Here is a 24,942-nt window from a genome sequence, read left to right as displayed (position 1 = left end):
CGAACGAATCGCGCATAACCTTCTCTTATCGACCATAACCATAAGTTGGGCATAAGGTGAACTTTATAGAGCCGGAAATTGCTTAAAATTGTATAAAAATAAGACGCCGGACAGACCCGGCGTTTCGTTTTCAACTAATAGTTGATAAAATCTATAGACAATCTACCTATGGCTATCCAACTGACAGATGCCGTTCATACAGCCGCCCGGCGCGATATTCTGGACCTGGAGCAGAAGATCAGTTCGTTTCGGCAGGGTGATATAGCCGATGAAGCCTTCCGCAAATTTCGGCTAACGCGGGGGGTGTATGGCCAGCGGCAGCCGGGCGTGCAGATGATTCGCATCAAATTGCCCCACGGCCGCATCACGGCTGACCAGCTCATCCGCATCGCCGATGTATCGGATAAATACGCGACGGGAAACCTCCACGCCACCACCCGGCAGGATATCCAGCTCCATTTTGTCAAATTAGCCGACTCACCCCAGCTTTGGGCCGACCTGGAAGACGCCGGGATTACCCTCAAGGAGGCCTGTGGCAACACCGTTCGGAACGTGACGGGTTCCGCCCGCGCGGGCATCGACCCCGACGAACCCTTCGACATTACGCCTTACGCCCACAGCATTTTCGACTACTTCCTGCGGAATCCGATCTGTCAGGACATGGGCCGTAAGTTCAAAATTTCCCTGTCCTCCAGCGAGAAGGACTCGGCCTATGGGTATATGCACGACGTAGGGCTGGTGGCCCGCCTTCAGGACGGTAAGCGGGGGTTCAGGGTGATGCTGGGCGGAGGTTTGGGGGCGCAGCCTTTTTCGGCCCAGACGGCCTTTGAGTTTCTGGACGAAGAGCGGGTGATTCCTTTCATCGAGGGCGTTATCCGGGTATTCGACCGCTACGGCGAACGCCAGAAACGCCACAAAGCCCGTATGAAATACCTGCTCAACGACATTGGGCTGGATGAACTGCTGCGCCGGGTAGCCCAGGAAACGCCCGCCCTTCGGGTTAAGGAGTTTATCGTCAGGGAGCAGGCGTCGGGAGCGGGGCCCCGGGAGCGGGGAGTTGCTGACGAATCCACATTCCCTGCGCCTGGCTCCGTGCCCCCGGCTTCCCCCGCCTACGACACCTGGTTTCGCACCAACGTTTTCGAGCAGAAACAGGCGGGTTGGTATGCGGTGCAACTGCGGGTGCTGCTGGGCGATATGCACTCGGATACGGCCCGGGCACTGGCGCAACTCGTGAAGCAGTATGCCGCCGACGACATTCGGGTAACGGTGAATCAGGGGTATTTGCTGCGGTTCATCAAGCCGGAAGACCTGCCCGCCGTATTCGAGCGACTCGACGCGCTGGGCTTAGCCGAACCCGGTTTCGACACCACCGCCGACATCACCACCTGCCCCGGCACCGATACCTGTAACCTGGCCATTTCGAGCAGCTACGGCATCACACGCGCCTTAGAGCAGATGATGCACGATGAATTCCCGGACCTGGTCTTCAACGACGACATCAAAATCAAGATTTCGGGCTGCATGAACGGCTGCGGGCAACACTCAGTGGCCAACATTGGCTATCATGGCTCGTCGCTGAAAAACGGCGCGTATGTCTTACCAGCCCTGCAGGTGCTGCTGGGCGGTGGCTTCAACGGCAAAGGCGAAGGGCTGATTGCGGATAAAGTGATTAAACTGCCGGCCAAACGCGGCCCCGACTCCCTGCGGTTCCTACTCCGCGATTTTGAGGCCAACGCCTTCGACGGGGAGTACTACAGCGATTATTATGCCCGACAGGGGAAGAATTATTTTTATCAGTTACTAAAACCCTTAGCCGACCTGAAAACCCTCGTCGACAGCGATTACATCGACTGGGACCACACCGAACAGTATGTGACCGAAGTGGGCATCGGCGAGTGCGCCAGCGTGCTGATCGACTTAGTAGCAACCACCCTGACCGAAGCGACGGAAAAGCTGGGCTGGGCCCAGGAGAGCCTCACCGAAAGCCGCTGGGCCGACGCGCTCTATCACGCCTACAACGTATTCATCACCGGCGCACGAGCGGCCCTGATGAGCCGGGACGTGCCCACCAACACGCAGCACGGCATCGTGAGCGATTTCGATAAAACGTTCGCGGGCGGTCCCGCACCGGCGGACCGGTCGCACGGCGAACTGAATTTCCACGCCGAAGAAGGCGACTTTAAACGCCTGGTCTTCAGCATCAATAAAGAAGAACCTTCGGAAGCCTTTGCCCGCCGGTTCATCGCTCAGGCCGAGGCTTTCCTCCAGGCCATTCAGGCCTATCGCGACATCCAGATCGAACGCGAAGGCGCACCGGAACTCCAGGAAGTAACGCAGGCACAGGATAGTTAATTTTCAATGAGTGAATTGTCAATGAGTGAATGCTACCGGATGGTATTCACTCATTGACAATTCACTCATTCACTCATTGATACTATGAAACTCACGCTCGTAGGGGCGGGGCCGGGTGATCCGGACCTGATCACGGTCAAAGGCATTCGGGCGCTGCAGCAGGCCGACGTGGTCATGTATGACGCGCTCGTGCATCCCGACTTGCTCGATTACTGCCGCTCCGACGCCCTCAAGGTGTATGTAGGCAAACGCCGGGGGGCTTACTCCTGCGTTCAGGAAGACATTAACCCGCTCATCGTTCATTACGCCCGGCAATACGGGCATGTGGTCCGGCTGAAGGGGGGCGACTCGTTCGTGTTTGGGCGGGGCTATGAAGAAATTGAATTCGCCCGCGAGCACGGCATCGACACCGTTGTTGTGCCCGGTCTGTCGAGCAGCTACGCCGTACCGGCTTCGGCGGGAATTCCCCTCACCACGCGGGGCGTGTCGGAAAGTTTCTGGGTCGTAACGGGCACCACCAAAGCCGGTCAACTCTCCGCCGACCTGCAGTTGGCCGCTCAGTCGTCGGCCACGGTGGTGGTGCTGATGGGGATGCATAAATTAACCGACATTATGGCCGTTTTTGCGGCTTCCGGCAAGGCCCAAACGCCCGTCGCCATTATTCAGAATGGCACGCTGCCCGATGAGCAGGTAGTGATTGGCCGGGTGCACGACATCGTGGAAAAAGTGGCGGAATCAGGTCGGTCCGGTACGCCGGTGGACAACCCGGCCATTATTGTAGTGGGCGACGTAGCCGGTCTGCCCACGCAGCAGTCGGCAATGGCCGAACTTGTGGGCCAGCAAGTAGCAAAACGGTAACGAAAGATACCCATAACCGGTAGTTGGTTTTACCAAAAAAACCTGCGGGAAGCGCCCAATAGCTGGCGGCTTTCGCAGGTTTTTTCGTTTATTGGCTGTTTATAGACAGGATTACAGGATGAACGAACTCGAATACTATATCCACTCCTATTTCGGGGTGCCAACCGAAGACCTCCAAACCATTGTTTCGTTTTTCAGGCCCGTCAGCCTGCCCAAAGGGCGGTTTTACCTGAAAACAGGCGGTCAGTCAGAGCGGCTGGGCTTTATGCAATCCGGTATTATCCGGGAGTACCTGGAAGTCAACGATAAAGAAGTGACCAAGTGGATTTCGACCAAAGGCTACTTTGTGGTAGACCTGGCCAGTTTCATGTTTCACCAGCCCGCCCGCTGGACCCTTCAGGCCCTGACTGACTGCGACCTGTTCGTTATCGACCGGGCTGACTACGAGCGGCTGGGGCAGCTTATTCCCAAATGGCACGAACTCGAAAAACTCTTCATGGCCAGATGCTTCACCGTGCTGGAAGAGCGCATTGTTACCCATCTGTCGATGACCGCCGAAGAACGGTACAATGCCCTGTTTGACCGGAATCGGGAGTTGTTCAACCTTGTCCCGCTGCACTACTTAGCGTCGATGCTGGGCATGACGCCCGAAACCTTCAGCCGGCTCCGACGAAAAGCCATCGGCTGATTTCTTGATTTTTGTCAAGACCAACCCTTGTTTTTTAGCTGACCTTTGGGTTATCAACCGCAACAATTCAGCTAAAAAACAAACTCGTCATGAAACCAATCAACAACCAGGCACCCGTACAAAGCACCAACAGCATACTCATCCACGCAACCCCAGAAACGGTTTGGGCCGTTCTGAGCAACATCAATACCTGGCCTACCTGGCAAACCGACGTCAAGCAGGCCCGGCTAAATGGCCCGCTGCAACCCAACACTACCTTCGACTGGAAATCGGGCGGGGCGAAGGTTCATTCGGTGTTGCACACCGTTACGCCCGTTCGGCAACTCGGCTGGACTGGCAACTCGCTCGGCACCTTCGCAATTCACAACTGGACACTGACGGAACGAAACGGGGCCACGGAGGTTCGGGTTGAGGAAAGTCTGGACGGTTTTCTGGCGAAGCTGCTTCGGGGAATGTTCAACAAAATGCTCGCCAAAGGCATGCAGAAATCCCTCGACCAGCTCAAAGCCGCCTGCGAATAGTCATGATCAGCCCTATAAGGTTTCAAAAACCTTATAGGGCTACGTTAACCGCCCGGATAACATCCGCCACGCTCACCTTTGTCTGCTCGCCGGTTACCATGTTTTTGAGCGACAATAAACCCGTCTGTACTTCCTCCGAGCCAATCAGCACCACAAAGGGGATGGCTTTGGCATTCGCGTAATCGAGCATCTTCTTCACTTTGGTGAGGTCGGGGTACATTTCGGCGGCAACGTTTGCTTCCCGTAGTTGGCTAAGCAGCGGCAGGGCAACCGTGCGGGCCTCTTCATCGAATGGCACGAGAAGCACCCGCGTGCCCGCCCCGGCCCCGGCCGGAAACAGGTTCAGTTCGTCCATGACGTCATAAATCCGGTCGACACCAAAGGAGATGCCCACCCCCGACAGGCCCGGCATGCCGAAGGCGCCCGTCAGGTTGTCGTACCGTCCGCCCCCGCTGACGCTGCCGATGGAAACGCCATTGGCTTTCACTTCAAAAATGGCCCCGGTATAGTAGGACAGCCCCCGCGCCAGGGTGGGATCAAATTGTACGCGAGGGTCGGCAAGTCCATATTGGGTCGCAAGGTTAAGCATTACTTTCAACTCTTCGATTCCCAGACGAGCCGTCTTCGATGTATCAAGCCATTCGTTTAATGTAGATCGTCCTGTATTAAGGTCGAATAATGGCTCTAAATTAGTAATAGCATCCTCGGAAAAACCTCGTTCGCGCAGTTCGTCAAGCACCTTGTCTTTACCAATTTTGTCAATTTTATCAATCGCTACGCTCAACGCCCCCTCCTGCCCCGGTGCGCCAATCACTTCAGCAATACCGGCCAGAATTTTCCGGTTGTTGATTTTCAGGGTAAAATCATGAATGTTCAGATTCCGAAAAATTTCATGAATCATCAGCACAATTTCGGCTTCGCAGAACAGCGAATCCGTCCCGACAACATCCGCATCGCACTGGTAGAACTCGCGGTAACGGCCTTTCTGCGGCCGGTCGGCCCGCCAGACGGGCTGCATCTGGTAGCGCTTAAAAGGCAAGGTTAGGGCGTTGCGATTCATGACCACGTAGCGGGCGAACGGGACGGTGAGGTCGTAGCGGAGGCCTTTTTCGGCAATTTTTGGGGTAAGTTTCTTCGACCCGGATGCCAGGTCAAGGTCAGTCAGGGTGGCCGAGAAATCGCCCGAGTTCAGGATTTTAAACAGGAGTTGGTCGCCTTCGTCGCCGTATTTGCCCGTCAGCGTCGACAGGTTTTCCATCGAAGGAGTTTCGAGGGGCTGAAAGCCAAAGCGCTGGAAGGTCTGGCGAATGGTATCGAAAATAAAGAGCCGCTTCCGCATTTGCTCCGGCCCAAAATCGCGGGTGCCTTTGGGTAGTGTGGGTTTTTGCATGGTGCAAAATTAAGGGACAGAAGTACAGGATTAACAGGTTTATTGGACAGAAGTACAGGAGTACAGGTTTTTGCTTAAATGAAAATCCTGTAATCCTGTCGAAAAATCCATTTAATCCTGTAATCCTGTCGAAAAAAACCGTAATTTTGCACCTTCATTTTGAACCGACACGTTAAAACGATATAATCATGGGAGTAACGGAATTAAAGCGGAAGGCACGCCGGAACCGGGCCATTGCCACCAACAAAGTCAACGCGATCAAACAACTGCTGCGGAAACCAACCATCAGGAATGTGGATGTAGAAGCCATCAAGGCCTCGTTCGCCGAGAAGAAAGCAGCGTAAACGGATGAATTAATTTGGTAGTAAGTTAATTTTCAGATCCTTACGAATCAATAACTTAGTAACAAAATCATCAGGACTTAGCCTTAACCTCGCCCTTACCCGGCGGGGTTTTTCGTTTAGCCCGAAAGCGGCTCCACTCCCGGTCGCGCTTTTTTAATTCGCGACGCACAAACCGGCGGTAATCCAACTGCGCCCGGTAGCGCACAGCCTGCCCAAACAATACCAGGCCGCCGTTTGTCAGAATCAGGCTATAGATGCCCCACAAAAACCACTGCCGAAACGGAGCGCCCAGGTGCTTTGCCTGAACGGCTTCGGTCAGTAGCCACAGACCGGCGCTAAACACCAACAGGCCCAGAGGGGCAATGATTAGCCCCTTTGTTCGGGTACTCATCCGTTTCACTAAGCGTTGGCCGGGTGGTTTTGCAAGCTTTGCCATGTCGGTTGAATCACGCGAGGGATTTAATTACCAAACGCAATTCCGGTCAATTTCGTTAATATTCAGGTAACATTTGGGTAACATTGACCAAACTACCCCCCACTTAGACGCACGTCCGGACCCGCTACGATGGATACTCGATGGTCGACCCGGTTTCGCGAAAGCCGGTTGGCTCCCGCAGCCGCTTCCAGCCTTCGCTCATGAAGCCGGTGCCATACCCAATCAGTTGGACGAAAGCGGCCACAACGCTTAGAAACCCCACGCTGAGGTTATCTTCTTTGCGGGTAGCATCCAGAAAAATAAGAAATGAAAAGAAGGCAAGTACATCAATACCTATCCAGAACACCAACGAACTGATGACGGCCAAAACGGGCACCGACACGACAAACAGCGTGAACAGGGCCGGAAACCAGTGAACCAGTTTTAACTCACCCGGATAATAGCGGGATATATTGATGCGGGCGCGGCCAAAGAAACGGAGTTGCCGAAAAAACTGCCCAAAATTTGTCCGGCGTTTGTGGTAAATGAAAGCGGCAGGGATGAGGCCGGTGGTGAACCCCTGTTCGATGATTCGGATGGCGAACTCAATATCTTCGCCCAGTCGGCTGAGTTTGTAACCACGGGTGGTTTCCCAAACCTGCCGCGACAGCCCCATGTTGAAACTACGCGGGTGATAGGTGCCGCCAAGATTTTTCTTACTGCCCCGGATGCCGCCCGTCGTGAAGGGCGAGGTCATGGAATAGCTGATGGCTTTCTGAACGGGGGTAAACGCAGGATGGGCCGCATCGGGGCCGCCATACGCATCGAGCCATTTTTTGGTAAGCTGTTCGTTGACAGCCGCGAAATAATGGGGGGGAATGAGCGCATCGGAGTCGAAAATAATGAAGTAGTCGCCTTCAGCCCGCTCAAACCCATAATTCCGGGTGAACCCCTGGCCTGAATTTTCTTTAAAAAAATAGTGTACATCGAGCTGCCCGACAAACTCGGCGACGACCGTGTCGGCTTTGCTGGCCGACCCATCCTCAATCACCAGCACCTCAAAATCCGGATACGTCTGCCGGGTCAGGCTGGCCAGCAGCTCGCGCAGTTCGTCGGGGCGGTTGTAAACAGGAATGATGACGGAGAAGAACATCAGGACAAACGATTAACTAACCAATTCCGAAACGAGTCTACTGTCGCAAAGAGCGCATCGGGCTGTAGTTCAGCCAGGGCCGACGGCTCGGCGGTGCTGGCCCAGGCCGCTGCAGCAATCGGTACACCCGCTTTGCGGCAAGCCAGGATATCGCTGGGGGCATCACCAACGTACAACACGGCAGCGGGCGGCAGGTTCCAGTCGGCTACGATCCGGTTAATATTGCGCGTTTTGCTGTTCATTTCCAGGTCGCCATAGCCGAACACGCTAAAGTAGGATGTCAGCCCATAAAACGCTAACGACACGGTCGCACTCACCTTTCCTTTGCCCGTTACCAGGCCCAGCAGCACGCCGTTTGCCTGGAGTTCGGTGAGCAGTGCTCGTATTCCGGGAAACAGATCGGGGTAGTCGGCGTGAAACTGCTCATAATGATGCCGGTAAGCCGCTACGCCTTCGTCGTACTGGTCGGGTATCAGGGCCTTGATGGTCCCCTCCTCAGCGGGGCCGAATGTCGCTATAATTTCGGCGTCGGTGACGCATCGGTCCAGATGTGGCTCAATAGACGAGCGAAACGCCCGGATGCACAAGGGCAGCGTATCGGCAAGCGTCCCGTCGAAATCGAAGATGACCCCTTTCGTTGTCATGCCGTTGCCAGGGCTTCGACTAAACTTTCCTCATTGGCCTGAATGACCTGATCAATAAGTTCGTCGGTCAGGGCTACGGACAGAAACAGGCTCTCGAACTGCGAGGGGGCCAGGTACACCCCCCGCTTCAGCATGGCATGAAAATACCGCCCAAACTGGGGTACATCGCAGGATTTGGCCGACGAAAAGTTTGTTACGGGCTGCTCCGTCATGAACAGGGTGAACATCGACCCGATGTGATTGATGGTGTAGTTCAGGCCCGCTTTCCGCAAACCGGCCCGAAAACCAGCCGTGAGCTTATCCCCCAGTTGGTCCAGGCGGGTGTACACGTCCGGGTGTTCATTGAGGTAATGCAGCATGGCCAGCCCGGCCGACATGGCAATCGGATTCCCCGACAGGGTACCGGCCTGATAGACCGGCCCGGCGGGCGCGACGAAGGTCATAATCTCGGCCCGGCCGCCGTAAGCGCCAACGGGCATTCCTCCCCCAATGATTTTTCCCATCGTGGTCAGGTCGGGCCGGATGCCAAATCGTTCCTGCGCGCCACCCTTCGCCAATCGGAAACCGGTCATCACTTCATCGAAAATCAGCAGAATGCCATGCGTATCGCACAGCGCCCGGATGCCCTCCAGAAAACCGGGTTCGGGCAGTACACAACCCATATTCCCCACCACCGGCTCCAGAATGATGGCCGCTACCTGGTTGTGGTTGTTGTCGATCAGCCGCTCAACAGCCGCCAGGTCATTAAAAGGGGCCGTGAGTGTGTCGGCGGCCGTGGCTTTGGTAACGCCCGGACTATCCGGCACACCCATCGTCATGGCGCCACTCCCGGCAGCAATCAGGAACGAGTCGCCATGCCCGTGATAGCACCCCTCAAACTTAATCAGCTTGTCGCGCCGGGTGAAGCCCCGCGCCACCCGAATAGCGGACATGGTGGCTTCGGTACCCGAATTGACCATGCGTACCAGTTCAACGGAGGGTACCATGTGGGTAATCAATTCGGCCATCTCCACTTCCTTCCGGGTCGGTGCCCCAAAGGAAAACGAGTGCTGAATGGCCTCACGAACGGCTTTTTCGACGGGTTCAAACGCGTGGCCCAGAATCATGGGTCCCCACGAATTGATGAGGTCAATGTAGTGCCGCCCGTCCTCATCATACAAAAACGGGCCTTTGGCCGACTTAATAAACACGGGGGTGCCACCCACCGCCCGAAACGCCCGCACCGGCGAGTTCACCCCGCCGGGAATCAGGGTTTTGGCTTTCTCAAACAGTTGCTCGCTCGTGGTCATAGTGAATGAGCGAATGAGCGACGGTCCGACGTTTCGGTGAGCGAATGAGTGAATACCATCCGGCTGTACAGTTTTGCGCCAGCTATTCACTCATTCACTCACCGAAACGTCGGACCGTCACTCATTCGCTAATTAATTTTCACAAACCGCCCGTCTTCGTATTTTACGATGGGAACGATCTGATTGTCATTGGTTTGGGTGTAATCGAAGCCCGACAGCAGGTAATCGTCCGTATCGGAGCGAAGGCTGCTGCGGTTGCGCGGGGGCAGTCCGTTTTTGGCCAACTGCCGCCCAAAAAATAGCATCATGTCGTAGCCTTCGCTGGCAAAAACAGACGGAATCGTGTTGCGTTTGGCCACGTACTGCTCCTGGAATTCGATGACCGGCTCGCGCGATGCGTCGATAAAATCGGGGTAGAGTAAATACAAATCCCGGCGGCTGAAGGTCGACACGGAGTTTCGGTAGAAATCGAACGCCGACGCGGTGGCCAGCAACGGGCCGCTCACCCGCCGGCGACTCAGGGCATCGAGCAGCCGCTGGCCATCGTCATCGTTGCTGCTGGCGAAGAAAACATGGCCGAGCGTGATACTGGCGGCTGGCGTTCCGGTGGGTGGGGTGGCGGGCACGCCGGTAAACTGCATGGCAGTTGCCATTGCCTGGGCCGTACCGCTTAGTTTCCGGAAGTCCACGACCTGATAATTCTGTCGTTTTAGCTCCTGCTGATACGCAACGGCCAGCAGCGAGTCCTTGCGGGCCGTGCCGAAATAAATAGCAGCCCGGCGGGTGCTGTTCAGCCCGCGGGCCTGCTCCGCCACTTTCAGGGCCTGTTGAGCTATGGATGGCTGCGCCAGAAATGACATTGGCTGATTGGCCACCAGTTCGCTGCTGGTCGCAATCGGATTCAGTAGCAGGATGTTGCTCTGGTTGGCATAAGCCGACGCAATTCGGTTTGGCTCCACGTAGAGCGGACCAATAATCAGGTCGGTTTGGGCAAACGCGGGGCTGTTCACCAACTCGAGGGTTTTGTTGGCATCGTTGTCGACGTCGTAGGCGAACAGATTCACGGTAATGCCTTCTTCCTGCAGTTTCGCCCTGGCCAGTTTAATGCCATCATACAGGTCATACACGTATTGGTTAGACCGGAGCCGCTTCTCGGCGTCAAATTCATCGAGCCGGAACGGAAACATCACCGCCACATTGTAATACCCTTTCGGGCGGGCATTCCGGGCAGGCACCGTTGTGGATGTGGCCGGGCGATTGGTGGCCGGGCCTGCCGATGTAGCCGCAGGCTGCGGACTTACCACGCCGGGCACGCCAAAGCGGTTCGTCAACCGATCCGACAGCTCAAGGTCATCTTTGTCGCTGGATGTGCGCTGAATCAGGTCAATCAGGGCCAGCCCCACGCTGCGATTGGCGGGAAAATCCCGGTTGAGTTGCTTCAGCCGATTCAGGTCCGTTAGTTTGGGCAGGAACGCCTGTTCGAGTTTGGTTGCGTCGGGGCGAAGTTTGAGGCTGGTAATTTTTTGCAGGGCCGTCAGGGCTTCGTCATACTGGCCCATTTCCAGACTGTTGGCTGCCAGCAGATAACTGGCTTCATCCATCTGCCGCCAATCGGGAAAGGTTTCCATCAACTGCCTGAGCATCAACCGCGACAGATTAAAATTCTTCTGCCGGAACGCAGCCAGAGCGTAGTAGTAGCTGGCATACGGAGCTAAGGGGCCGCGCTGCTGAATCAGTGGATTCAGGTCGGCTTTGGCCCGCTCATAGTCGCCGGTCTGCACCAGTTTAACCGCTGCCGCATAGCGTTTCTGCACATCGGGTGAAACCTGGGCGGTGGCCGTGTGCCAACTCAGCAGCCCGGCTAAACAGACCCGCATTCCGATAAACCAACCAAACCTGCTGTTCATTGTTTTAGTAGTCAACAGGCCATCGTCAGTCGTCGATAGTGAGTACTGAAACACCGTTGACTACGACGATCGACGACTGACGATGGCCTTACTTTTTCGCCTTTGCTTTGCGCTGAGCTTCGTCGGCCTGCTTCCGGGCTTCGTCGGCGGCAGCTAATTGTTTTTGCAGGAGGGCCTGAAATCCACCGGGTTTCTTGCCTAAGCCAGCCGCGTTTTTCCGGCGGTTTTCGTCCAGCACCGCCTTGATTTTGTCTTCATCGACAAACCGGCGAATGAGTTGCTGCTGGGCAATGGTGACCACGTTGGAGACAAAATAATAAAAGGTCAGCCCGGCAGGGTAGGAATTGAGCACGAACATGAACATCACCGGAAAGATGTAACTCAGCGCCTTCATGTTGACCGGACCGGGCTGGGTAGGGGTCGTCTGGTTGTTGTAATAGGCGTAGGCGATAGACGAAGCCGTCATCAACACGGTGAACAAACTCAGGTGGCTGCCCACGAACGGAATGGCGGGGAAGGTAATGAAGGCATCGTAGGTCGAGAGGTCATTGGCCCACAAAAATGATTTCTGCCGCAACTCAATCAGGTTCGGGAAGAGCATAAACAGGGCAAACAGAATCGGCATGGTCGCCAGCACCGGCACGCAGCCACTCAGCGGACTGACGCCCACTTCCTGATACAGCTTCATTTGCTCGGCCTGTTGCTTGGTCATGTCGTCGCCCACCCGTTCTTTCATCTCGTTCAATTCGGGCTGCAGCACGCGCATTTTGGCCATGCTGACGTAGGACTTATAGGTTAACGGTGTTAGAATTAGCTTCACGAACACCACCAGCGCAATAATCAGCAGCCCATAATTCGTAATGAACTTCTCTAAGAAGTTGAAGACCGGCACAAAAAAGTACTTGTTGATGGGCTTTAGAATCGAATAGCCTAAGTAAACGTTCCGGTCGAACTCCGGGGCTACGCTGCCCAGCAGTTGAAAATCATTCGGGCCGAAATACAGTTTATACTGCCCTTTACCGGCTTTTACGTCGGCCATTGGCAGCATCACCTCGGCGAGGGCCGTTTTCACGACGCTGCTGTCGGCGGGGTCGACCAACGCTTTGAAACTGGCTTTTTGCAGGGGACTGTTTTTGGCCACAAAACCCGACAGGAAGTACTTGTGTTTGATGGTAAACCACTGCACCGGTTCGTCGACGGTGGCTTCCTGACTGGTTTCCCCTTCGCTCAGACCGTTAAAATTCTCGCCGGCAGTAAGGTAATTGATGGTGGCGGCCCGGCGGTTGTTCGACAGGTCATTTTCATAGGGCCGCATTTTATCCTGCCACAAAAACCGGATGTCTCCCGCAGCCATCGAATTCGCCAGTCCAGTCAGTTTCAGGTCATAGTCGATCACGTAGCCCTCGGCGGGTATCGTGTACACCTGCTCCACCGACTGCCCCGCGCCTATCTCGGCCCGGAATATGATCTGCCGGGGTTGCCCGCTGACAGGGCCGCTTTGGGCGGTTGTCTGGTAATAGAGTTTATGCAGATCGACTTTGCCCCGGTTGGTGGGTAGGTCAAGCGTTGTCTGGCTGCTTTGGTCGTCAATGAGTACCAGGGGCTTCTGGTCATGGGTTTTGTACTTTTTTAGTACGACTTCCTTGACCCGGCCACCCTGGGTGCTGAAGGTTACTTTAATGTCATTGTTGTCAATAACAAGATCCCGGCTGTCGCCCGTTGCCACGGCCGCGAAATCGCCGAACCGGGCTTTAGCCGCTGCCGAATCGAGCGAGGGCTGCACGGCCGACCCTGACCCGGCCTTACTCATCGCTCCGGCAGTTCCCGATGCGGTTGTCGGTTTGGTGGTTTGTGTTTGTTGAGCCGGTTCCGTTTCGGGCGCGGGTTTGGGCACCAGTAACTGGTAGCCGACCAGCATCGCCATAATCAGAACAATGCCAATAAGTTGATTACGATCCATTTAGTTAGTAGTCGTCAGTCGATAGTCATGAGTCGATAGGAAATCGCAGGAATAAAGCACTGACAACCGCATGGGCGGCCCCGTATTGACGAATGACTTTCGACTTTTTTACAAAAGTACGCCAATCTGCCCGGTTAATCAACCACGTCGGCGGTTTCTACAGGAACGGTTGACAGGCCGGATGTAGTGGCCGGAGCCGACCGTTTTTGCTGGCTGTAGGTCAGCGCTGCCCGCACGAACTGAACAAACAGCGGATGAGGGTTCATCACGGTACTTTTCAGTTCGGGGTGAAACTGCACGCCCACGAACCAGGGATGGGTGTTCAGCTCGACGATTTCGACTAAACCCGTTTCGGGGTTGATGCCCGTTGGGCGCAGCCCGGCTTTGTCGAAGGCGTCGAGGTAGTCGTTGTTGAACTCGTAGCGGTGGCGGTGGCGTTCACTGATCTGGGTTTTCCCGTAAATCTGGTGGGCCAGTGAGTCGCGTTTGAGTTTGCAGGCATACGCGCCCAGCCGCATCGTGCCGCCTTTATCGGTCACATTTTTCTGCTCCTCCATCATGCTGATGACGGGGTGGGGCGTATGGGGCTCCATCTCGGTCGAGTGGGCATCCTCAATGCCCATCACGTTGCGGGCGTATTCAATGACGGCCATCTGCATACCGAGGCAAATACCCAGGAACGGAATGTTCTGCTCCCGCACGTAGCGCACGGCGTTGATTTTGCCTTCGATACCCCGCTCGCCGAAGCCGGGCGCCACCAGCACGCCATCCAACTGACTCAGCACGTCGGCACAGTGGCGTTCATCGGCCAGCGTTTCGGACTGAATCCACTCCAACTGCACTTTGCATTCGTTGGTCGCTCCGGCATGAATGAACGATTCGGCAATGGATTTGTAGGCGTCGTGCAGTTCCACATACTTGCCCACTAAGCCAATCCGAACCACGTCGCCGGGGTTTTTGAGCCGTCCCAGAAACGCTTTCCAGGCATCCAGGTCGGCGTCTTTATCGTTGTAGATGTCCAGCACATAGAGGGCCCGCTGGTCGAGTCGCTCTTTCTGCATGAAAAGCGGCACGTCGTAAATCGTTTCGGCGTCGATGGCTTCGATCACCGAACTAACCTGCACGTTGCAGAACTGGGCGATTTTTCGGCGAATCTCCTGCGGCAGCGGGTATTCCGTTCGGCAAACGATGATGTCGGGCTGCACACCGTTTTCGAGCAGCATCCTGACCGAGTGCTGGGTGGGTTTGGTTTTCAACTCCCCCGCCGACTGCAGATACGGCACTAAGGTCAGGTGAATGACGAGGGTGTCTTTTTCGCCGAGTTCAAATTTCAACTGGCGCACGGCCTCCACAAACGGCAGCGACTCAATATCGCCCACGCAGCCGCCAATTTCGGTGATGACGATGTCGTACTCGCCGGTGTCGCCCAGCAGCCGGATGTTTCGTTTGATTTCGTCGGTAATGTGGGGTACGACCTGCACCGTTTTGCCCAGGAAATCGCCCCGGCGTTCGCGGGTGATGACGTTGTTGTAAATGCGGCCCGTGGTGATGTTGTTGGCCTGCGAGGTGGGCCGGTTCAGAAACCGCTCGTAGTGGCCCAGGTCGAGGTCGGTTTCGGCCCCGTCGTCGGTCACGTAACACTCGCCGTGTTCATACGGATTGAGCGTACCGGGGTCGATGTTGATGTAGGGATCGAATTTCTGAATCGTGACCGACAGGCCCCGCGATTGCAGCAGTTTGGCCAATGAAGAGGCAACAATGCCTTTGCCAAGTGATGAGGTTACCCCGCCGGTAACAAAAACATACTTTGCGGATTTGGGTCCCGTAGCGGCCATGATAGAAGCCTGTTTAGAAGCGTTACGGGGCATAAAGGTACGAAGGTTTTGGGAGGAATGCGGGCAGCGGGCGGGAAAAAAGTTGGCCGGTGGCGGTAACCGGTTTGGGATCCGGCGCAACAAGTTGAGTCTCAGCCGGGTGTGTGAGTAGACGAGCTATTGGTAAATCGCCCGAATCGCATTGAAAGGCTATTGATCCTGTTGAATGTTTTATACCTTTGACAAACAAGATGATACGTTTATTTACTGGGCAATAAGTGACTGCAAATGATTAACCGGTTGCCGATACGACGGGGACGAATAGCCCGGCTTCTGCTTGGCCTGTTTCTGGTCATGCAGTGCTCGGCGGTTGTGTTCCAGCACGCGCACCGGCTATCCAACGGCGTACTCATCATTCACTGTCACCCCTATAACCCATTCTGCAAGGGGCCATGTCAGCCGAACGACCATACGTCAAACGAATTGTATTGGCTGGCTGCTGTAGCCAGCCTCCTCTACGACGACGCACCGCTATTTGACTTTGCGTTTGGCGTTTCTCTACCTCAGGTAACAACTGCTTTTCACCAGCCGCGCCAGCACTCGGTTCCCCTACCCTTTTATTCGTTTCTGCAACGCGGCCCGCCTGCTCTGCCATCGTTGTTAATCTGACAGCCTTCGGTTGCCCCTATTACGCCCGTCTGTGGTTAGCCTGCCGGTTAACGATAGCTGGATCGCTGTGTAGCCTGACGATTTTTTCTCAAACCATTCTCATCTCATGAAGAAGACAACTTTACTATACCTATTTCTTGCTTCTCTCCTGTTCGGAGCGGTGGCCTGCGAGGCTCTGCTACCCGATGCCGTCGAAGAGGACGCGCTGCTCGATGGGCCAATCGCCGACTTGACGCCCGAACAAAATGCCCTGTTTCTGGCGGGCGATGTAGCCTTTAACAACGACATCTTTACCCCGGCTACGGGCCTGGGGCCGACTTTTGTGGCTACCTCCTGCGGGAGCTGCCATGCGGGTGATGGCAAGGGCGTACCCTTTACGACGCTGATTCGGTTTGGCCAGCACGACGAGACTGGGAATCAATTTTTGGGTCAGGGCGGGCCACAACTCCAAAACCGTGCTATTCACGGCAGCACGCCCGAAGTCTTGCCGGCGGGTGCTCCCTTCTCAAAATTTATGCCCCCGGCCAACACCGGTCTGGGCCTGCTGGCCGCCCTGACCGACGAGCAGCTACTGGCCAATGCTGACCCATTGGATAAAGACGGGGATGGCATTTCAGGTGTCGCCAACTGGATCGATGCGCCGGGCTTTTTTAGACCCCAGTGGTTCCATAAACCGCAGAATGGGCGGTATGTTGGGCGATTCGGCAAGAAAGCCGCGGCCATCGACCTGCTGCATCAGACCGTCAACGCCTACAAACAGGACATGGGCATCACCAGCGAATTCGACCCTGAAGACCCCATCAACTATGCCGTGTCAGCCCAGGCAGGAGACGGGGTGGACGACCCCGAAGTGTCGTCGGCCAAAGTCAATGCCGTCGTCTTTTATTTGCGTACCCTGAAAGTGCCTGTGCAACGCACACCGACCGACCCGTCTGTGGTAGCCGGTCAGCAACTCTTCCTGAAGCTGGACTGCGGCAAGTGCCACATCCCTGAATGGAAAACCACCCAGTCAGACGTAGCGGTGCTGACCAACCAGACCTTCCGGCCGTATACCGATTTATTAGTACACGACATGGGCAAGGGGCTGGACGATGGGTATACCGAAGGAACGGCCAAAACCGCTGAGTGGCGCACGCCCCCGCTCTGGGGCTTAGGCCTGTCGAAAAATTCACAGGGGGGTAAGGTACTCCTGTTGCATGACGGACGCGCCCGCTCCATCGAAGAAGCCATCCAGTTGCACGGGGGAGAAGCCCAGCGCAGCCGCGAAAAATTCACCAAATCCACGACCGACGAGCGGGGTCAACTGCTCGCCTTTCTGGAATCACTCTAAACCAACCTCTTTTTCTGGCAATCCATGGAACAGAATACGATCATTTCCCGCACAAACTTCCTGAAAACCTGTGGGGCTGTTTGCCTCGGCACCCTTAGCTTACCCGTCCTGCTGAGTAGTTGCAAAAGTGTTTACTACGCCCAAATGCCCGTGCTGAAAGACAAGGCCATTCAGGTCAGCAAAAAAGAATTCGAGATTGTCGACAAGAAAGGGGCAGTGACCCTGCGGCCCTTCGTTCTGGTGGAGATGAAAGGGCAGACCCACCCGATCTACCTGCGCCGGTCGGGGGCCGAAGGGCAATACACGGCGGTGCTGATGAAGTGCACCCACCAGGGGAACGAACTCAACGCCCATGATGGCTACTTAAGCTGTCCGGCACACGGCAGCGAGTATGATGCCGAAGGGAAGGTGACCGAAGGCCCCGCCGAAAAAAACCTGACGACCTACCGCGTGACGACCGACGAGCAGAACATATTTATTAACATCGGCTGACCATGAAACACAGACTACTCCTGCTGCTTATCGGCTGGACCTTGCTGGAAACAACGGCTCACGCCCAAACCGATTCCAGCGCAGCGTTCAACCAGCTTTTCGGGCGCGACACGACCCGGCGAAAGGGGGACCAGCAACTCAAACTGAACATGGATGCCACGTATGACCGGCCTTTTCTGACCGCCAATAAGCTGCCGGTATCGGTGGGGGGCTACTTAGAAGCCAATACGCAGTACATGCAAACGGCGGGTATTACCGAAGGCTTATCGTTTCAGATGCGCCGAATGACGATTTTTCTGGCGTCAACCATCAACCGGCGCATCAAATTCCTCTCCGAGATTGAGTTTGAGGACGGTACGAAGGAAATCAATATCGAGTTCGCTGCAATGGACATCGAACTGCATCCGTTGCTGACCCTGCGGGGGGGCATCATTATGAACCCCATTGGCTCGTTCAATCAAAACCATGATGGCCCCAAATGGGAATTCATCGACCGCCCCTTTTCAGCCGTGACGATCATTCCCTCCACCTGGAGTAACGTCGGCTTTGGCATTTATGGCAAAAAATACACCCGCAACTGGGTGTGGGCCTACGAAGCGTATTTGAGTAACGGCTTTGATGATCAGATTATCGCCAATACCCAGAACCGGACGTTTCTGCCCGCGACCAAAGCCAACCGGGATCGGTTCGAGGAAAGCTTTAATGGCGTACCCTTAGTAACGCTTAAAACGGCCATCAAACGGCGCAAAGTGGGCGAAATCGGGCTGTCGTGGATGGGGGGCGTGTTTAATAAATTCCAGGATGACGGGCTGGTACTGGATGTCCGTCGGCGGGTCGATGTGATGGCCGTAGACGTTAATACGACCCTACCCGTCGGCACCTTTATCAACGGCGAGGTCGTCTGGGCGCGGGTCGATGTCCCAGCCACCTACACGCAGCAGTTTGGCCGCAGACAGCGGGGGTGGTGGTTAGATATTGTCCACCCACTGGTTAGAAAACGGATGCTGGGCTGGAACAAAGCGGTTGTTAACGCAGCCCTGCGGGTGGAGAATGTCGACTATAACGTGGGCTATTTTGACGAGACCGGGGATCCGCTGCGTGATGACCTGTGGGCCATCGTGCCGGGCGTGAGTTTCCGCCCCTCACCCGCAACGGTGATCCGGGCGAACTACCGTTACCACTGGCAAACCGATTTGCTGGGCAACCCACCAGCCAAAACCGCCGGTTTCCAGTTCGGCTTTTCCACCTATTTTTAATGTTCTCAGGTACCACCCGTGCATGCACGGGTGGTACGCTCTTTCGTTTATGAAACACCTGTTTTTCGCGTTTGCGCTGCTCCTGGTGAGTTTGTCGCTTCAGGCGCAGGATACTACGAATGTGCCGAAGCCGTCGGCCGCTGATAGTTTATTGACTGAACTCTTCGACAGTAGCTCGGCTGAACAGCCGCTACTGCCGGAGCGGATGGTGTTTACCCAGCGGGCGTTCTGGGGGCAGAAGGGATTACTACGCCTGACGGGTCTGGCACCGCTCAACACCGAAAGCCGTCAGAAAGAGTTAAAAATCAGACGCACCATGCTGGTGAGTCATCAGATCATGGGCTTTGTCACGATGGCGGGTTTTTTGGCACAGGGTATCCTGGGGGCTAATTTATACAATGCCCAGGGCACTGACTATACCCGGCTCCGCAATGCCCACCAGACGGTGGGGACGCTGGTCAATATTTCCTATGCGACGACTGCCTTGCTGTCGCTAACGGCCCCGCCCCCGTTAATTGGCAAACGGGAGCGGAAGCTGAACTCGATTAAAATTCATAAATATTTAGCCATCCTCCACATTACCGGAATGATCGCGACCAATATTCTGGCGAAGAAAATAGATACGAATCCTACCCTAAAGCCGTACCACCGGGCTGCGGCTTACTCGACGTTTGCGGCTTTTACGGCCGCGATGGTGGTCATCAAATTTTGACAGCTTCTCTGTAAACATGGCTGACGGCATCTTAAAGCGCTTGTTGATAAAAACCGTTGGATTGACGGCCCTGAACTTGCTGACGTGCCAGAGGTTGCCAGTTCGTAGCGCGTCACACTGGTGTGAAAATCCGGTCGAGCAATTGCGCTGGCTCAGTCAATTGATAGCCAGTGTTCGATCATTCCAGCGCGTGGGGGGTGGGGAATACACCAGGCCCGCTACGAACGGCAGGAGGTCTTTGTGCTTTACCTGATCATCCCACGGGCCAAACAGAGCACGTTTATCCTTTATAACCACCACGGAGATGAGGTGCATCAAGAGCCGGTTGCAGCCCGTTTAATCCTCCCTAAATTACAGAATGACCGCCTGTTAGCTGGTGCCGAAGGCAGGCATAAACCTCGGTGAGTACGGGAAAAGATCGGAAATTCTGAAGTATATGGGCTGGATACAAGTAGCAAACACGTTGCAGATGCGCCTGCCTCTGTCGCAACGCAACCTGAGTACAGCTATGGCTATATAAAAACGGCCTCGTCGAAAAGATGAGGCCGTTTTCCGGGTCAGTAAATACGATTATTTCCCCTGCGTCAGTTCGCGCTCTTCGTAGGCCAGGCCGTATTGTTTCAGCACGTCCTCGGGCACGCCGTCCCACTGGTTGGGCACGTTACCCACGTACCCGATGTCTTTAACCCCCATTTGGCTGGTGAAAAAGCCGGTGGCCGTCAGGTTTCGCATCATGGAGAAAAACGAAGCGCCCTGCGTCATATCGGATTTGGCTTTGGCGGGGTAGGCAATCTGCTCGACCATGTCGATCTGCTGGGCTTTGGTGCATTGCACGAACTGTTTACCATAGCGTTTGACGCAGGTGTTGTCGAGCCAGCGGATGCCCCCGCGCATGGGCGTCTGGTTGCGGGGCTGGTCTTTCATCATAAACTCGATAAAGGCCGGCACCCCCGCCTGCGAGGCACTCCCCGACCGCTCATCGGCGGGGATGATGATGTCGGACAAGACCGTGACGGTCTGCAACTCGTGGGGGGTAAAGAATTTCTCGGCGTTCAGCCGGGCATCGCGCTCGGCTTCAAACTTCTGCCGGCCACCCGGTATTTTCAGGGGTTTGGTATCGGGGGGTGCCGGTACGGCGGCTTCGACGGGATTAACCGCTAAGCCAAAGCCGGTGAGCGAAAGGGCTTTCAGATAGTCTCTGCGTTTCATAGGGCTTACATATTTTTTTGTTTGACTTGGTCAATTAGATACTCACTGGTCCGCATGGATGCGGCCAGAATCGTCCAGGTTACGTTTTTGTCGCCCTGGGAAGGGAACGGCGCGGCATCGACAATGAACAGATTTTTCACGTCGTGCGCCTGCTGGTATTTGTTCAGGACCGAATTTTTGGGGTCGTTGCCCATCCGGGCCGTACCCACCTCGTGAATAATCAGCCCCGGAGCCGCCAGGCCATAGTTAGTCGACGCATCGGGTTTGGCGCCCAGGGCAATACCACCCATCGAGTGAATGATTTCCTCGAAGGTCTCCTGCATGTGTTTGGCCTGTTTGATTTCGTAATCCGACCATTTGTAGTTGAACCGAACGACCGGAATCCCGTACTTATCCACCACATTCGGATCGATTTCGCAGTAGTTGCTTTCGAGCGGAACGGGTTCACCCCGCCCGGCCATGCTGATATAGGCCCCGTAGAACCGGCGGTAATCGTCTTTCAGCCCCGCGCCATACCCTCCGCCCGGCTTCTTGCTGCCATCGCGGGCGGGAAGCATGCCGTTCATCGCTTCGATGTTCCAGCCAAACCCATACGAGGGCATGCCCATCCCGCCAGAGTATTCGATGTGATAGCCACGCGGGAAGTCTAACTTCTTGTTATCGAGCCACCAGGGGGTAAACACGTGCAAACCGCCCACGCCGTCTTCGTTGTAGCGTTTGCGGTCCATCAGCGACGGAATAAACGCCGACCGGCTGGCCCCGGTCGAGTCGTTGATGTATTTGCCAACGACCCCGCTGCTGTTGGCCAACCCCGCCGAAAAACGACTCGATTTGGAGTTGAGCAGTAAGCGGGCTGTTTCACCCGTGCTGGCCGCCAGTACGACTGATTTGGCCTTCACCGTAATCTCCTGCAGGGTCTGCGTATCGACATAGCTGACGCCTGTGCAAAGACCCGTTGCCGGGTCAGTGATGACCTCGCGGACCATCGCCCCATTGATGAGAGTGACGTTGCCCGTTTTCAGGGCGGGTTTCACCAGCACCGACGAGGAGGAGAAATCGGCATAGGCCTGACACCCCCGGTTGCACTGGCTGCAATAAAAACAGGCACCCCGCTCGGCATTAATGGATTTTGTCAGAATCGACAGCCGCGATGGAATCACCGGAATGCCGATGCTGCGGGCGCCTTTGCGAATCATCAGTTCGTGCAGACGGGGTTTGGGTGGCGGCAGAAAGATGCCGTCGGGTTCGTTGGGCAGACCCTCGACCGAGCCAAACACGCCGATGAGCCGATCAACACGGTCGTAAAACGGTTTAATGTCGTCGTAGGTGATGGGCCAGTCCTCGCCCACGCCGGTCATGGTTTTACGCCGGAAATCGTCGGGCGCAAACCGGAGCGAAATGCGGCCCCAGTGGTTGGTGCGCCCGCCCAGCATCCGCGAACGGAACCACTGAAAATCAGACCCCCGTACATTCGTATAAGGTTCGCCCTCAATGTCCCACCCCCCCCAGGCGGCATCGAAATCACCGAACGCCCGCGTCGTAGCGGCTCCGCGCCGGGGCGATTCCCAGGGCCATTTCAGTTGGGTAATGTACTTCGGGTCGGCGGGGTCGAAATAACCGCCCGCTTCCAGCAGTACGACTTTGGCCCCGGCTTTCGCCAGCGTATAAGCGGCCATGCCCCCCCCGGCTCCGGAGCCAACGATGGCTACGTCGTAGGTCGTTTGAGGTTTGGGAATCTGAAATAAGTCCATGCAGAACGTTAAGATTGATTTTATTGGGAAAGGCGTATCTAGTACGGGTTTACTTAGACAGCGGGTAAAGTTTGTCGGTTCAGGTTCAGCGTTCCAGGGCCGGATTCCCCGTTTGTCAGAAAACCTGGACCCTGAAACGTTGAACCTGAAACAAACCAAACCGCTCAGTCAAACAAATACCAGTCTACGCCGAAGGCAAATCCCCGGCGCATTTGCAGGTAATCGGGCGCAACAAAATAGCCGGGCTGAAATACGCCCTGATTGGCGTGGGTGAGTTTGACAAACAGCCGGGTGCGGTTAATGCGTAAGTTGGCGTAGAGGTCGGCCAGGACATAGCCCTCCACCGGCTGGCGGTTTTGCCGGTAAAACTGCTGGGTAAGGGGCATGTAGGCGTCGGCATAATAGGGCGATTTATAATGCAGATCGACCCCAGCCTGAATGTACAGCACTTTGGCATACAGGAATTCGTACTGCAGCCGGGCATTGGCGAAGAAGGGCGGGGTCCGCAGCACATCCGTCCGCGACTGAACGGTATAATACGCCTGCCCGCCCAGCAGAAATTTACCCACCTGCAGCTGATACCCCAGCCCGGTTCGCAAGACGCTGAACGACCCGTCGACCTGCTGGGGAGTGGCCTGCTCGTCGAAATAGATGTAATTACTGAGCAGGTAATAATCGACGCCGGGTTCGAGCCGGAGTTGTTTGTAGCGTAGGTTCAGTTTTCCGTAGGCATGGTTGTAGCCGCGCAGGCTAAAGTTGTTGCGCCAGGAAAAAATCAGGCTCTGGTAACGCTCCTGGATCAGGGTTGGATTGACAAACATGGACGTGTAGCCCGCCGTCAGGAATTTACTCTCCAGCTGCCCCTGCAGCCGGAATCCCCCACCCACCTGATACTCCAGTTCGGCCGTCACCCGCGAGAGACTATCGGGAAAATAATAGCCTAACCAGCCGCCCACTAACGTTTCGGTGCGGGGGGTTTCGTATTCATTATAGGTACCTCGCGAGGTGTTGTACCGCGTCGACTGCCGGTAGTTACGAATCCGCAGGTAAGCGCGGTAATTGAACGAAGCCCCTTTGTACTGGGCAATGCCTTTCAGACCAACCTGATTTTCAAGCAGCCGGAAGCGCGCCAACTGCTCAATGCGCGAGCTATCACCCAGAATGGACGGATAGAACCGCAGGGGAGTCGTATCCGTAATGGGCGTAACCGACTGATTCAGCCGCAGGGTATCGTCCTGATAAAAATTCTTGCGGACCTGGTAGTCGAACCGGTGGTAGAGTTGAAACCCATTCGCCAGCACATACTGGTGGTAGGCGTGCCAGTCGTTGCGGATTTCCCAGCCGTGCGGCCCCTGCATGCTCGAACTACCGCTGCGTAGCCGGGAGTCGCCGGTATAATTATAAATAATTTCGGCGCCGGTACCGGTTTGACCCGGCAACACGCCCCCCTGCTCATCGAGGCTGTGGTTCATGTTGTTAAAGTGCGCCAGCAGCGTGTATTTCTCGTCTTTCGAGCGGTAGTTGGTGTGCAGCAGAAACCCCCAGTTCTGAGCCAGCAGTTTGAAGGGATCATTGGTGCCACTGGTGCCAAACTGCTTTTGAGAGGTAAATCGCTGCACATTGAACCCGGCATTGACGCGGGAATTGATGTTTTGCGTAAAGTCGAAGCGCAGGATGTTCTGGTCACGCCCGCCGAGGGCTAAGTACATATCCGAAAACGGCGACTTGGTATCGAAATACTTCACCCGCATGGTCTGGTAGGCATACGGGTCGAACACAGAATAGCCCGATTGCGCCCCCAGTTGCTGCGGCACGGGCAAAAACACGGACCGGATGGGCGTGCCGAGGGTGCCTAAATCCTGGTAATGATTCTGCGTCCGCTGCACATACGTGAACCGATGCACATCGTCCATCGTCGTATCGACGGTGTAGAGTTTCCGGCGATTGGCGAACAGATCATCCTCCAGAACGTAGCGCGTCGATTTCGGTCCGTAAATCACTTTCGTGGAATCGTCGATGCCATTGCTGCCCGTACTGCCCGAAACCGAACCCGCCTGGCTCTGCCGTCCGCCAAACCCACCCGGAAAGCCGCCGGGCTGCTGGCCTGTCCCCGGAAACTGCTGCGCCTGGACCAGGGCGAAGGAACTCACCAAAAAAAGTAAAGTAAGAAGGCGCCGATTCATTC

At 55.6% G+C, this 24,942-nt stretch carries 22 protein-coding genes; 10 read left to right on the top strand and 12 right to left on the bottom strand.

The features are described 5' to 3' along the window. Positions 1-168: 168 nt before the first annotated feature. From ACYVI1_RS09160 to ACYVI1_RS09145, 4 genes are all read left to right on the top strand, one after another. On the top strand, positions 169-2,355 hold the full coding sequence (locus ACYVI1_RS09160) for a nitrite reductase (protein ID WP_460909102.1): 2,187 nt from the start codon (positions 169-171) through the stop codon (positions 2,353-2,355). Between the two features lie 84 nt (positions 2,356-2,439). Further along, positions 2,440-3,213, top strand: coding sequence for a uroporphyrinogen-III C-methyltransferase (cobA, locus tag ACYVI1_RS09155; RefSeq protein ID WP_460909101.1), 774 nt, complete (start codon positions 2,440-2,442; stop codon positions 3,211-3,213). Between the two features lie 118 nt (positions 3,214-3,331). Then, complete coding sequence (locus ACYVI1_RS09150) at positions 3,332-3,901, top strand: Crp/Fnr family transcriptional regulator (RefSeq protein ID WP_460909099.1); 570 nt, start codon at positions 3,332-3,334, stop codon at positions 3,899-3,901. 89 nt (positions 3,902-3,990) lie between these two features. After that, positions 3,991-4,422 carry an SRPBCC family protein gene (locus tag ACYVI1_RS09145; protein WP_460909097.1) on the top strand — a complete coding sequence of 144 codons (432 nt, stop codon included), beginning with the start codon at positions 3,991-3,993 and terminating at the stop codon, positions 4,420-4,422. A 31-nt stretch (positions 4,423-4,453) separates the two neighbouring features. Here the strand turns inward: ACYVI1_RS09145 and hisS are convergent, their stop codons facing one another. After that, entirely contained in the window at positions 4,454-5,812 is a 1,359-nt protein-coding gene (gene hisS, locus ACYVI1_RS09140) for a histidine--tRNA ligase (RefSeq protein WP_460909095.1), read from the bottom strand. Positions 5,813-6,000: 188 nt separating this feature from the next. Here hisS and ACYVI1_RS09135 point away from each other — a divergent pair, with 188 nt between their 5' ends. After that, positions 6,001-6,156 carry a hypothetical protein gene (locus ACYVI1_RS09135; protein WP_460909093.1) on the top strand — a complete coding sequence of 52 codons (156 nt, stop codon included), beginning with the start codon at positions 6,001-6,003 and terminating at the stop codon, positions 6,154-6,156. Positions 6,157-6,226: 70 nt separating this feature from the next. Here the strand turns inward: ACYVI1_RS09135 and ACYVI1_RS09130 are convergent, their stop codons facing one another. From ACYVI1_RS09130 to ACYVI1_RS09100, 7 genes are all read right to left on the bottom strand, one after another. Beyond that, positions 6,227-6,592 (bottom strand): hypothetical protein, encoded by a 366-nt coding sequence (locus tag ACYVI1_RS09130; RefSeq protein WP_460909091.1) that lies wholly within the window; start codon positions 6,590-6,592, stop codon positions 6,227-6,229. 124 nt (positions 6,593-6,716) lie between these two features. Next, complete coding sequence (locus ACYVI1_RS09125; RefSeq protein WP_460909089.1) at positions 6,717-7,724, bottom strand: glycosyltransferase family 2 protein; 1,008 nt, start codon at positions 7,722-7,724, stop codon at positions 6,717-6,719. Further along, on the bottom strand, positions 7,724-8,368 hold the full coding sequence (locus ACYVI1_RS09120) for an HAD family hydrolase (protein ID WP_460909087.1): 645 nt from the start codon (positions 8,366-8,368) through the stop codon (positions 7,724-7,726). Before ACYVI1_RS09120 ends, ACYVI1_RS09125 begins: the two co-directional genes overlap by 1 nt. Further along, complete coding sequence (hemL, locus tag ACYVI1_RS09115; RefSeq protein ID WP_460909085.1) at positions 8,365-9,657, bottom strand: glutamate-1-semialdehyde 2,1-aminomutase; 1,293 nt, start codon at positions 9,655-9,657, stop codon at positions 8,365-8,367. The genes ACYVI1_RS09120 and hemL overlap by 4 nt, the downstream gene beginning before the upstream one ends. Positions 9,658-9,785: 128 nt before the next feature. Next, positions 9,786-11,564, bottom strand: coding sequence for an amino acid ABC transporter substrate-binding protein (locus ACYVI1_RS09110; RefSeq protein ID WP_460909083.1), 1,779 nt, complete (start codon positions 11,562-11,564; stop codon positions 9,786-9,788). An 88-nt stretch (positions 11,565-11,652) separates the two neighbouring features. After that, entirely contained in the window at positions 11,653-13,524 is a 1,872-nt protein-coding gene (gene yidC, locus ACYVI1_RS09105) for a membrane protein insertase YidC (RefSeq protein WP_460909080.1), read from the bottom strand. Positions 13,525-13,658: 134 nt separating this feature from the next. Beyond that, the gene (locus ACYVI1_RS09100; RefSeq protein ID WP_460909488.1) at positions 13,659-15,359 is read right to left on the bottom strand and encodes a CTP synthase; all 1,701 of its coding nucleotides are present in this window, start codon (positions 15,357-15,359) and stop codon (positions 13,659-13,661) included. Between the two features lie 267 nt (positions 15,360-15,626). Between ACYVI1_RS09100 and ACYVI1_RS09095 the strand changes: the two genes are divergently transcribed. The 5 genes from ACYVI1_RS09095 to ACYVI1_RS09075 all read left to right on the top strand — a co-directional run bounded on the left by ACYVI1_RS09095 (position 15,627) and on the right by ACYVI1_RS09075 (position 19,797). Beyond that, positions 15,627-16,007, top strand: a complete 381-nt coding sequence (locus ACYVI1_RS09095) for a hypothetical protein (RefSeq protein ID WP_460909078.1) — start codon at positions 15,627-15,629, stop codon at positions 16,005-16,007. A gap of 106 nt (positions 16,008-16,113) precedes the next feature. Next, positions 16,114-17,337 carry a di-heme oxidoredictase family protein gene (locus ACYVI1_RS09090; RefSeq protein ID WP_460909076.1) on the top strand — a complete coding sequence of 408 codons (1,224 nt, stop codon included), beginning with the start codon at positions 16,114-16,116 and terminating at the stop codon, positions 17,335-17,337. A gap of 24 nt (positions 17,338-17,361) precedes the next feature. After that, positions 17,362-17,829, top strand: a complete 468-nt coding sequence (locus ACYVI1_RS09085) for a QcrA and Rieske domain-containing protein (RefSeq protein ID WP_460909074.1) — start codon at positions 17,362-17,364, stop codon at positions 17,827-17,829. Positions 17,830-17,831: 2 nt separating this feature from the next. Continuing rightward, positions 17,832-19,085, top strand: coding sequence for a hypothetical protein (locus ACYVI1_RS09080; protein WP_460909072.1), 1,254 nt, complete (start codon positions 17,832-17,834; stop codon positions 19,083-19,085). A gap of 49 nt (positions 19,086-19,134) precedes the next feature. Further along, positions 19,135-19,797, top strand: a complete 663-nt coding sequence (locus tag ACYVI1_RS09075; RefSeq protein WP_460909070.1) for a hypothetical protein — start codon at positions 19,135-19,137, stop codon at positions 19,795-19,797. A 156-nt stretch (positions 19,798-19,953) separates the two neighbouring features. On the opposite strand, the gene ACYVI1_RS09070 is transcribed toward ACYVI1_RS09075, so the two are convergent. The 4 genes from ACYVI1_RS09070 to ACYVI1_RS09055 all read right to left on the bottom strand — a co-directional run bounded on the left by ACYVI1_RS09070 (position 19,954) and on the right by ACYVI1_RS09055 (position 24,940). Beyond that, entirely contained in the window at positions 19,954-20,112 is a 159-nt protein-coding gene (locus ACYVI1_RS09070; RefSeq protein ID WP_460909068.1) for a hypothetical protein, read from the bottom strand. A 255-nt stretch (positions 20,113-20,367) separates the two neighbouring features. Continuing rightward, positions 20,368-21,006: a gluconate 2-dehydrogenase subunit 3 family protein gene (locus ACYVI1_RS09065; RefSeq protein WP_460909066.1), complete on the bottom strand. Its 639-nt coding sequence runs from the start codon at positions 21,004-21,006 to the stop codon at positions 20,368-20,370. A gap of 5 nt (positions 21,007-21,011) precedes the next feature. Continuing rightward, entirely contained in the window at positions 21,012-22,757 is a 1,746-nt protein-coding gene (locus ACYVI1_RS09060; protein ID WP_460909064.1) for a GMC family oxidoreductase, read from the bottom strand. 164 nt (positions 22,758-22,921) lie between these two features. Next, positions 22,922-24,940: a putative porin gene (locus tag ACYVI1_RS09055; protein ID WP_460909062.1), complete on the bottom strand. Its 2,019-nt coding sequence runs from the start codon at positions 24,938-24,940 to the stop codon at positions 22,922-22,924. Positions 24,941-24,942: the final 2 nt, after the last annotated feature.

Source organism: Spirosoma areae (assembly GCF_054781775.1).
This window is presented reverse-complemented; position numbering and strand designations above follow the sequence as displayed.

Bases quoted from the DNA above. Each gene is read 5' to 3' on its own strand.
- ACYVI1_RS09160 (WP_460909102.1), top strand. From the start codon at position 169: ATGGCTATCCAACTGACAGATGCCGTTCATACAGCCGCCCGGCGCGAT.
- cobA (WP_460909101.1), top strand. From the start codon at position 2,440: ATGAAACTCACGCTCGTAGGGGCGGGGCCGGGTGATCCGGACCTGATC.
- ACYVI1_RS09150 (WP_460909099.1), top strand. From the start codon at position 3,332: ATGAACGAACTCGAATACTATATCCACTCCTATTTCGGGGTGCCAACC.
- ACYVI1_RS09145 (WP_460909097.1), top strand. From the start codon at position 3,991: ATGAAACCAATCAACAACCAGGCACCCGTACAAAGCACCAACAGCATA.
- hisS (WP_460909095.1), bottom strand. From the start codon at position 5,812: ATGCAAAAACCCACACTACCCAAAGGCACCCGCGATTTTGGGCCGGAG.
- ACYVI1_RS09135 (WP_460909093.1), top strand. From the start codon at position 6,001: ATGGGAGTAACGGAATTAAAGCGGAAGGCACGCCGGAACCGGGCCATT.
- ACYVI1_RS09130 (WP_460909091.1), bottom strand. From the start codon at position 6,592: ATGGCAAAGCTTGCAAAACCACCCGGCCAACGCTTAGTGAAACGGATG.
- ACYVI1_RS09125 (WP_460909089.1), bottom strand. From the start codon at position 7,724: ATGTTCTTCTCCGTCATCATTCCTGTTTACAACCGCCCCGACGAACTG.
- ACYVI1_RS09120 (WP_460909087.1), bottom strand. From the start codon at position 8,368: ATGACAACGAAAGGGGTCATCTTCGATTTCGACGGGACGCTTGCCGAT.
- hemL (WP_460909085.1), bottom strand. From the start codon at position 9,657: ATGACCACGAGCGAGCAACTGTTTGAGAAAGCCAAAACCCTGATTCCC.
- ACYVI1_RS09110 (WP_460909083.1), bottom strand. From the start codon at position 11,564: ATGAACAGCAGGTTTGGTTGGTTTATCGGAATGCGGGTCTGTTTAGCC.
- yidC (WP_460909080.1), bottom strand. From the start codon at position 13,524: ATGGATCGTAATCAACTTATTGGCATTGTTCTGATTATGGCGATGCTG.
- ACYVI1_RS09100 (WP_460909488.1), bottom strand. From the start codon at position 15,359: ATGGCCGCTACGGGACCCAAATCCGCAAAGTATGTTTTTGTTACCGGC.
- ACYVI1_RS09095 (WP_460909078.1), top strand. From the start codon at position 15,627: ATGATTAACCGGTTGCCGATACGACGGGGACGAATAGCCCGGCTTCTG.
- ACYVI1_RS09090 (WP_460909076.1), top strand. From the start codon at position 16,114: ATGAAGAAGACAACTTTACTATACCTATTTCTTGCTTCTCTCCTGTTC.
- ACYVI1_RS09085 (WP_460909074.1), top strand. From the start codon at position 17,362: ATGGAACAGAATACGATCATTTCCCGCACAAACTTCCTGAAAACCTGT.
- ACYVI1_RS09080 (WP_460909072.1), top strand. From the start codon at position 17,832: ATGAAACACAGACTACTCCTGCTGCTTATCGGCTGGACCTTGCTGGAA.
- ACYVI1_RS09075 (WP_460909070.1), top strand. From the start codon at position 19,135: ATGAAACACCTGTTTTTCGCGTTTGCGCTGCTCCTGGTGAGTTTGTCG.
- ACYVI1_RS09070 (WP_460909068.1), bottom strand. From the start codon at position 20,112: ATGCACCTCATCTCCGTGGTGGTTATAAAGGATAAACGTGCTCTGTTT.
- ACYVI1_RS09065 (WP_460909066.1), bottom strand. From the start codon at position 21,006: ATGAAACGCAGAGACTATCTGAAAGCCCTTTCGCTCACCGGCTTTGGC.
- ACYVI1_RS09060 (WP_460909064.1), bottom strand. From the start codon at position 22,757: ATGGACTTATTTCAGATTCCCAAACCTCAAACGACCTACGACGTAGCC.
- ACYVI1_RS09055 (WP_460909062.1), bottom strand. From the start codon at position 24,940: ATGAATCGGCGCCTTCTTACTTTACTTTTTTTGGTGAGTTCCTTCGCC.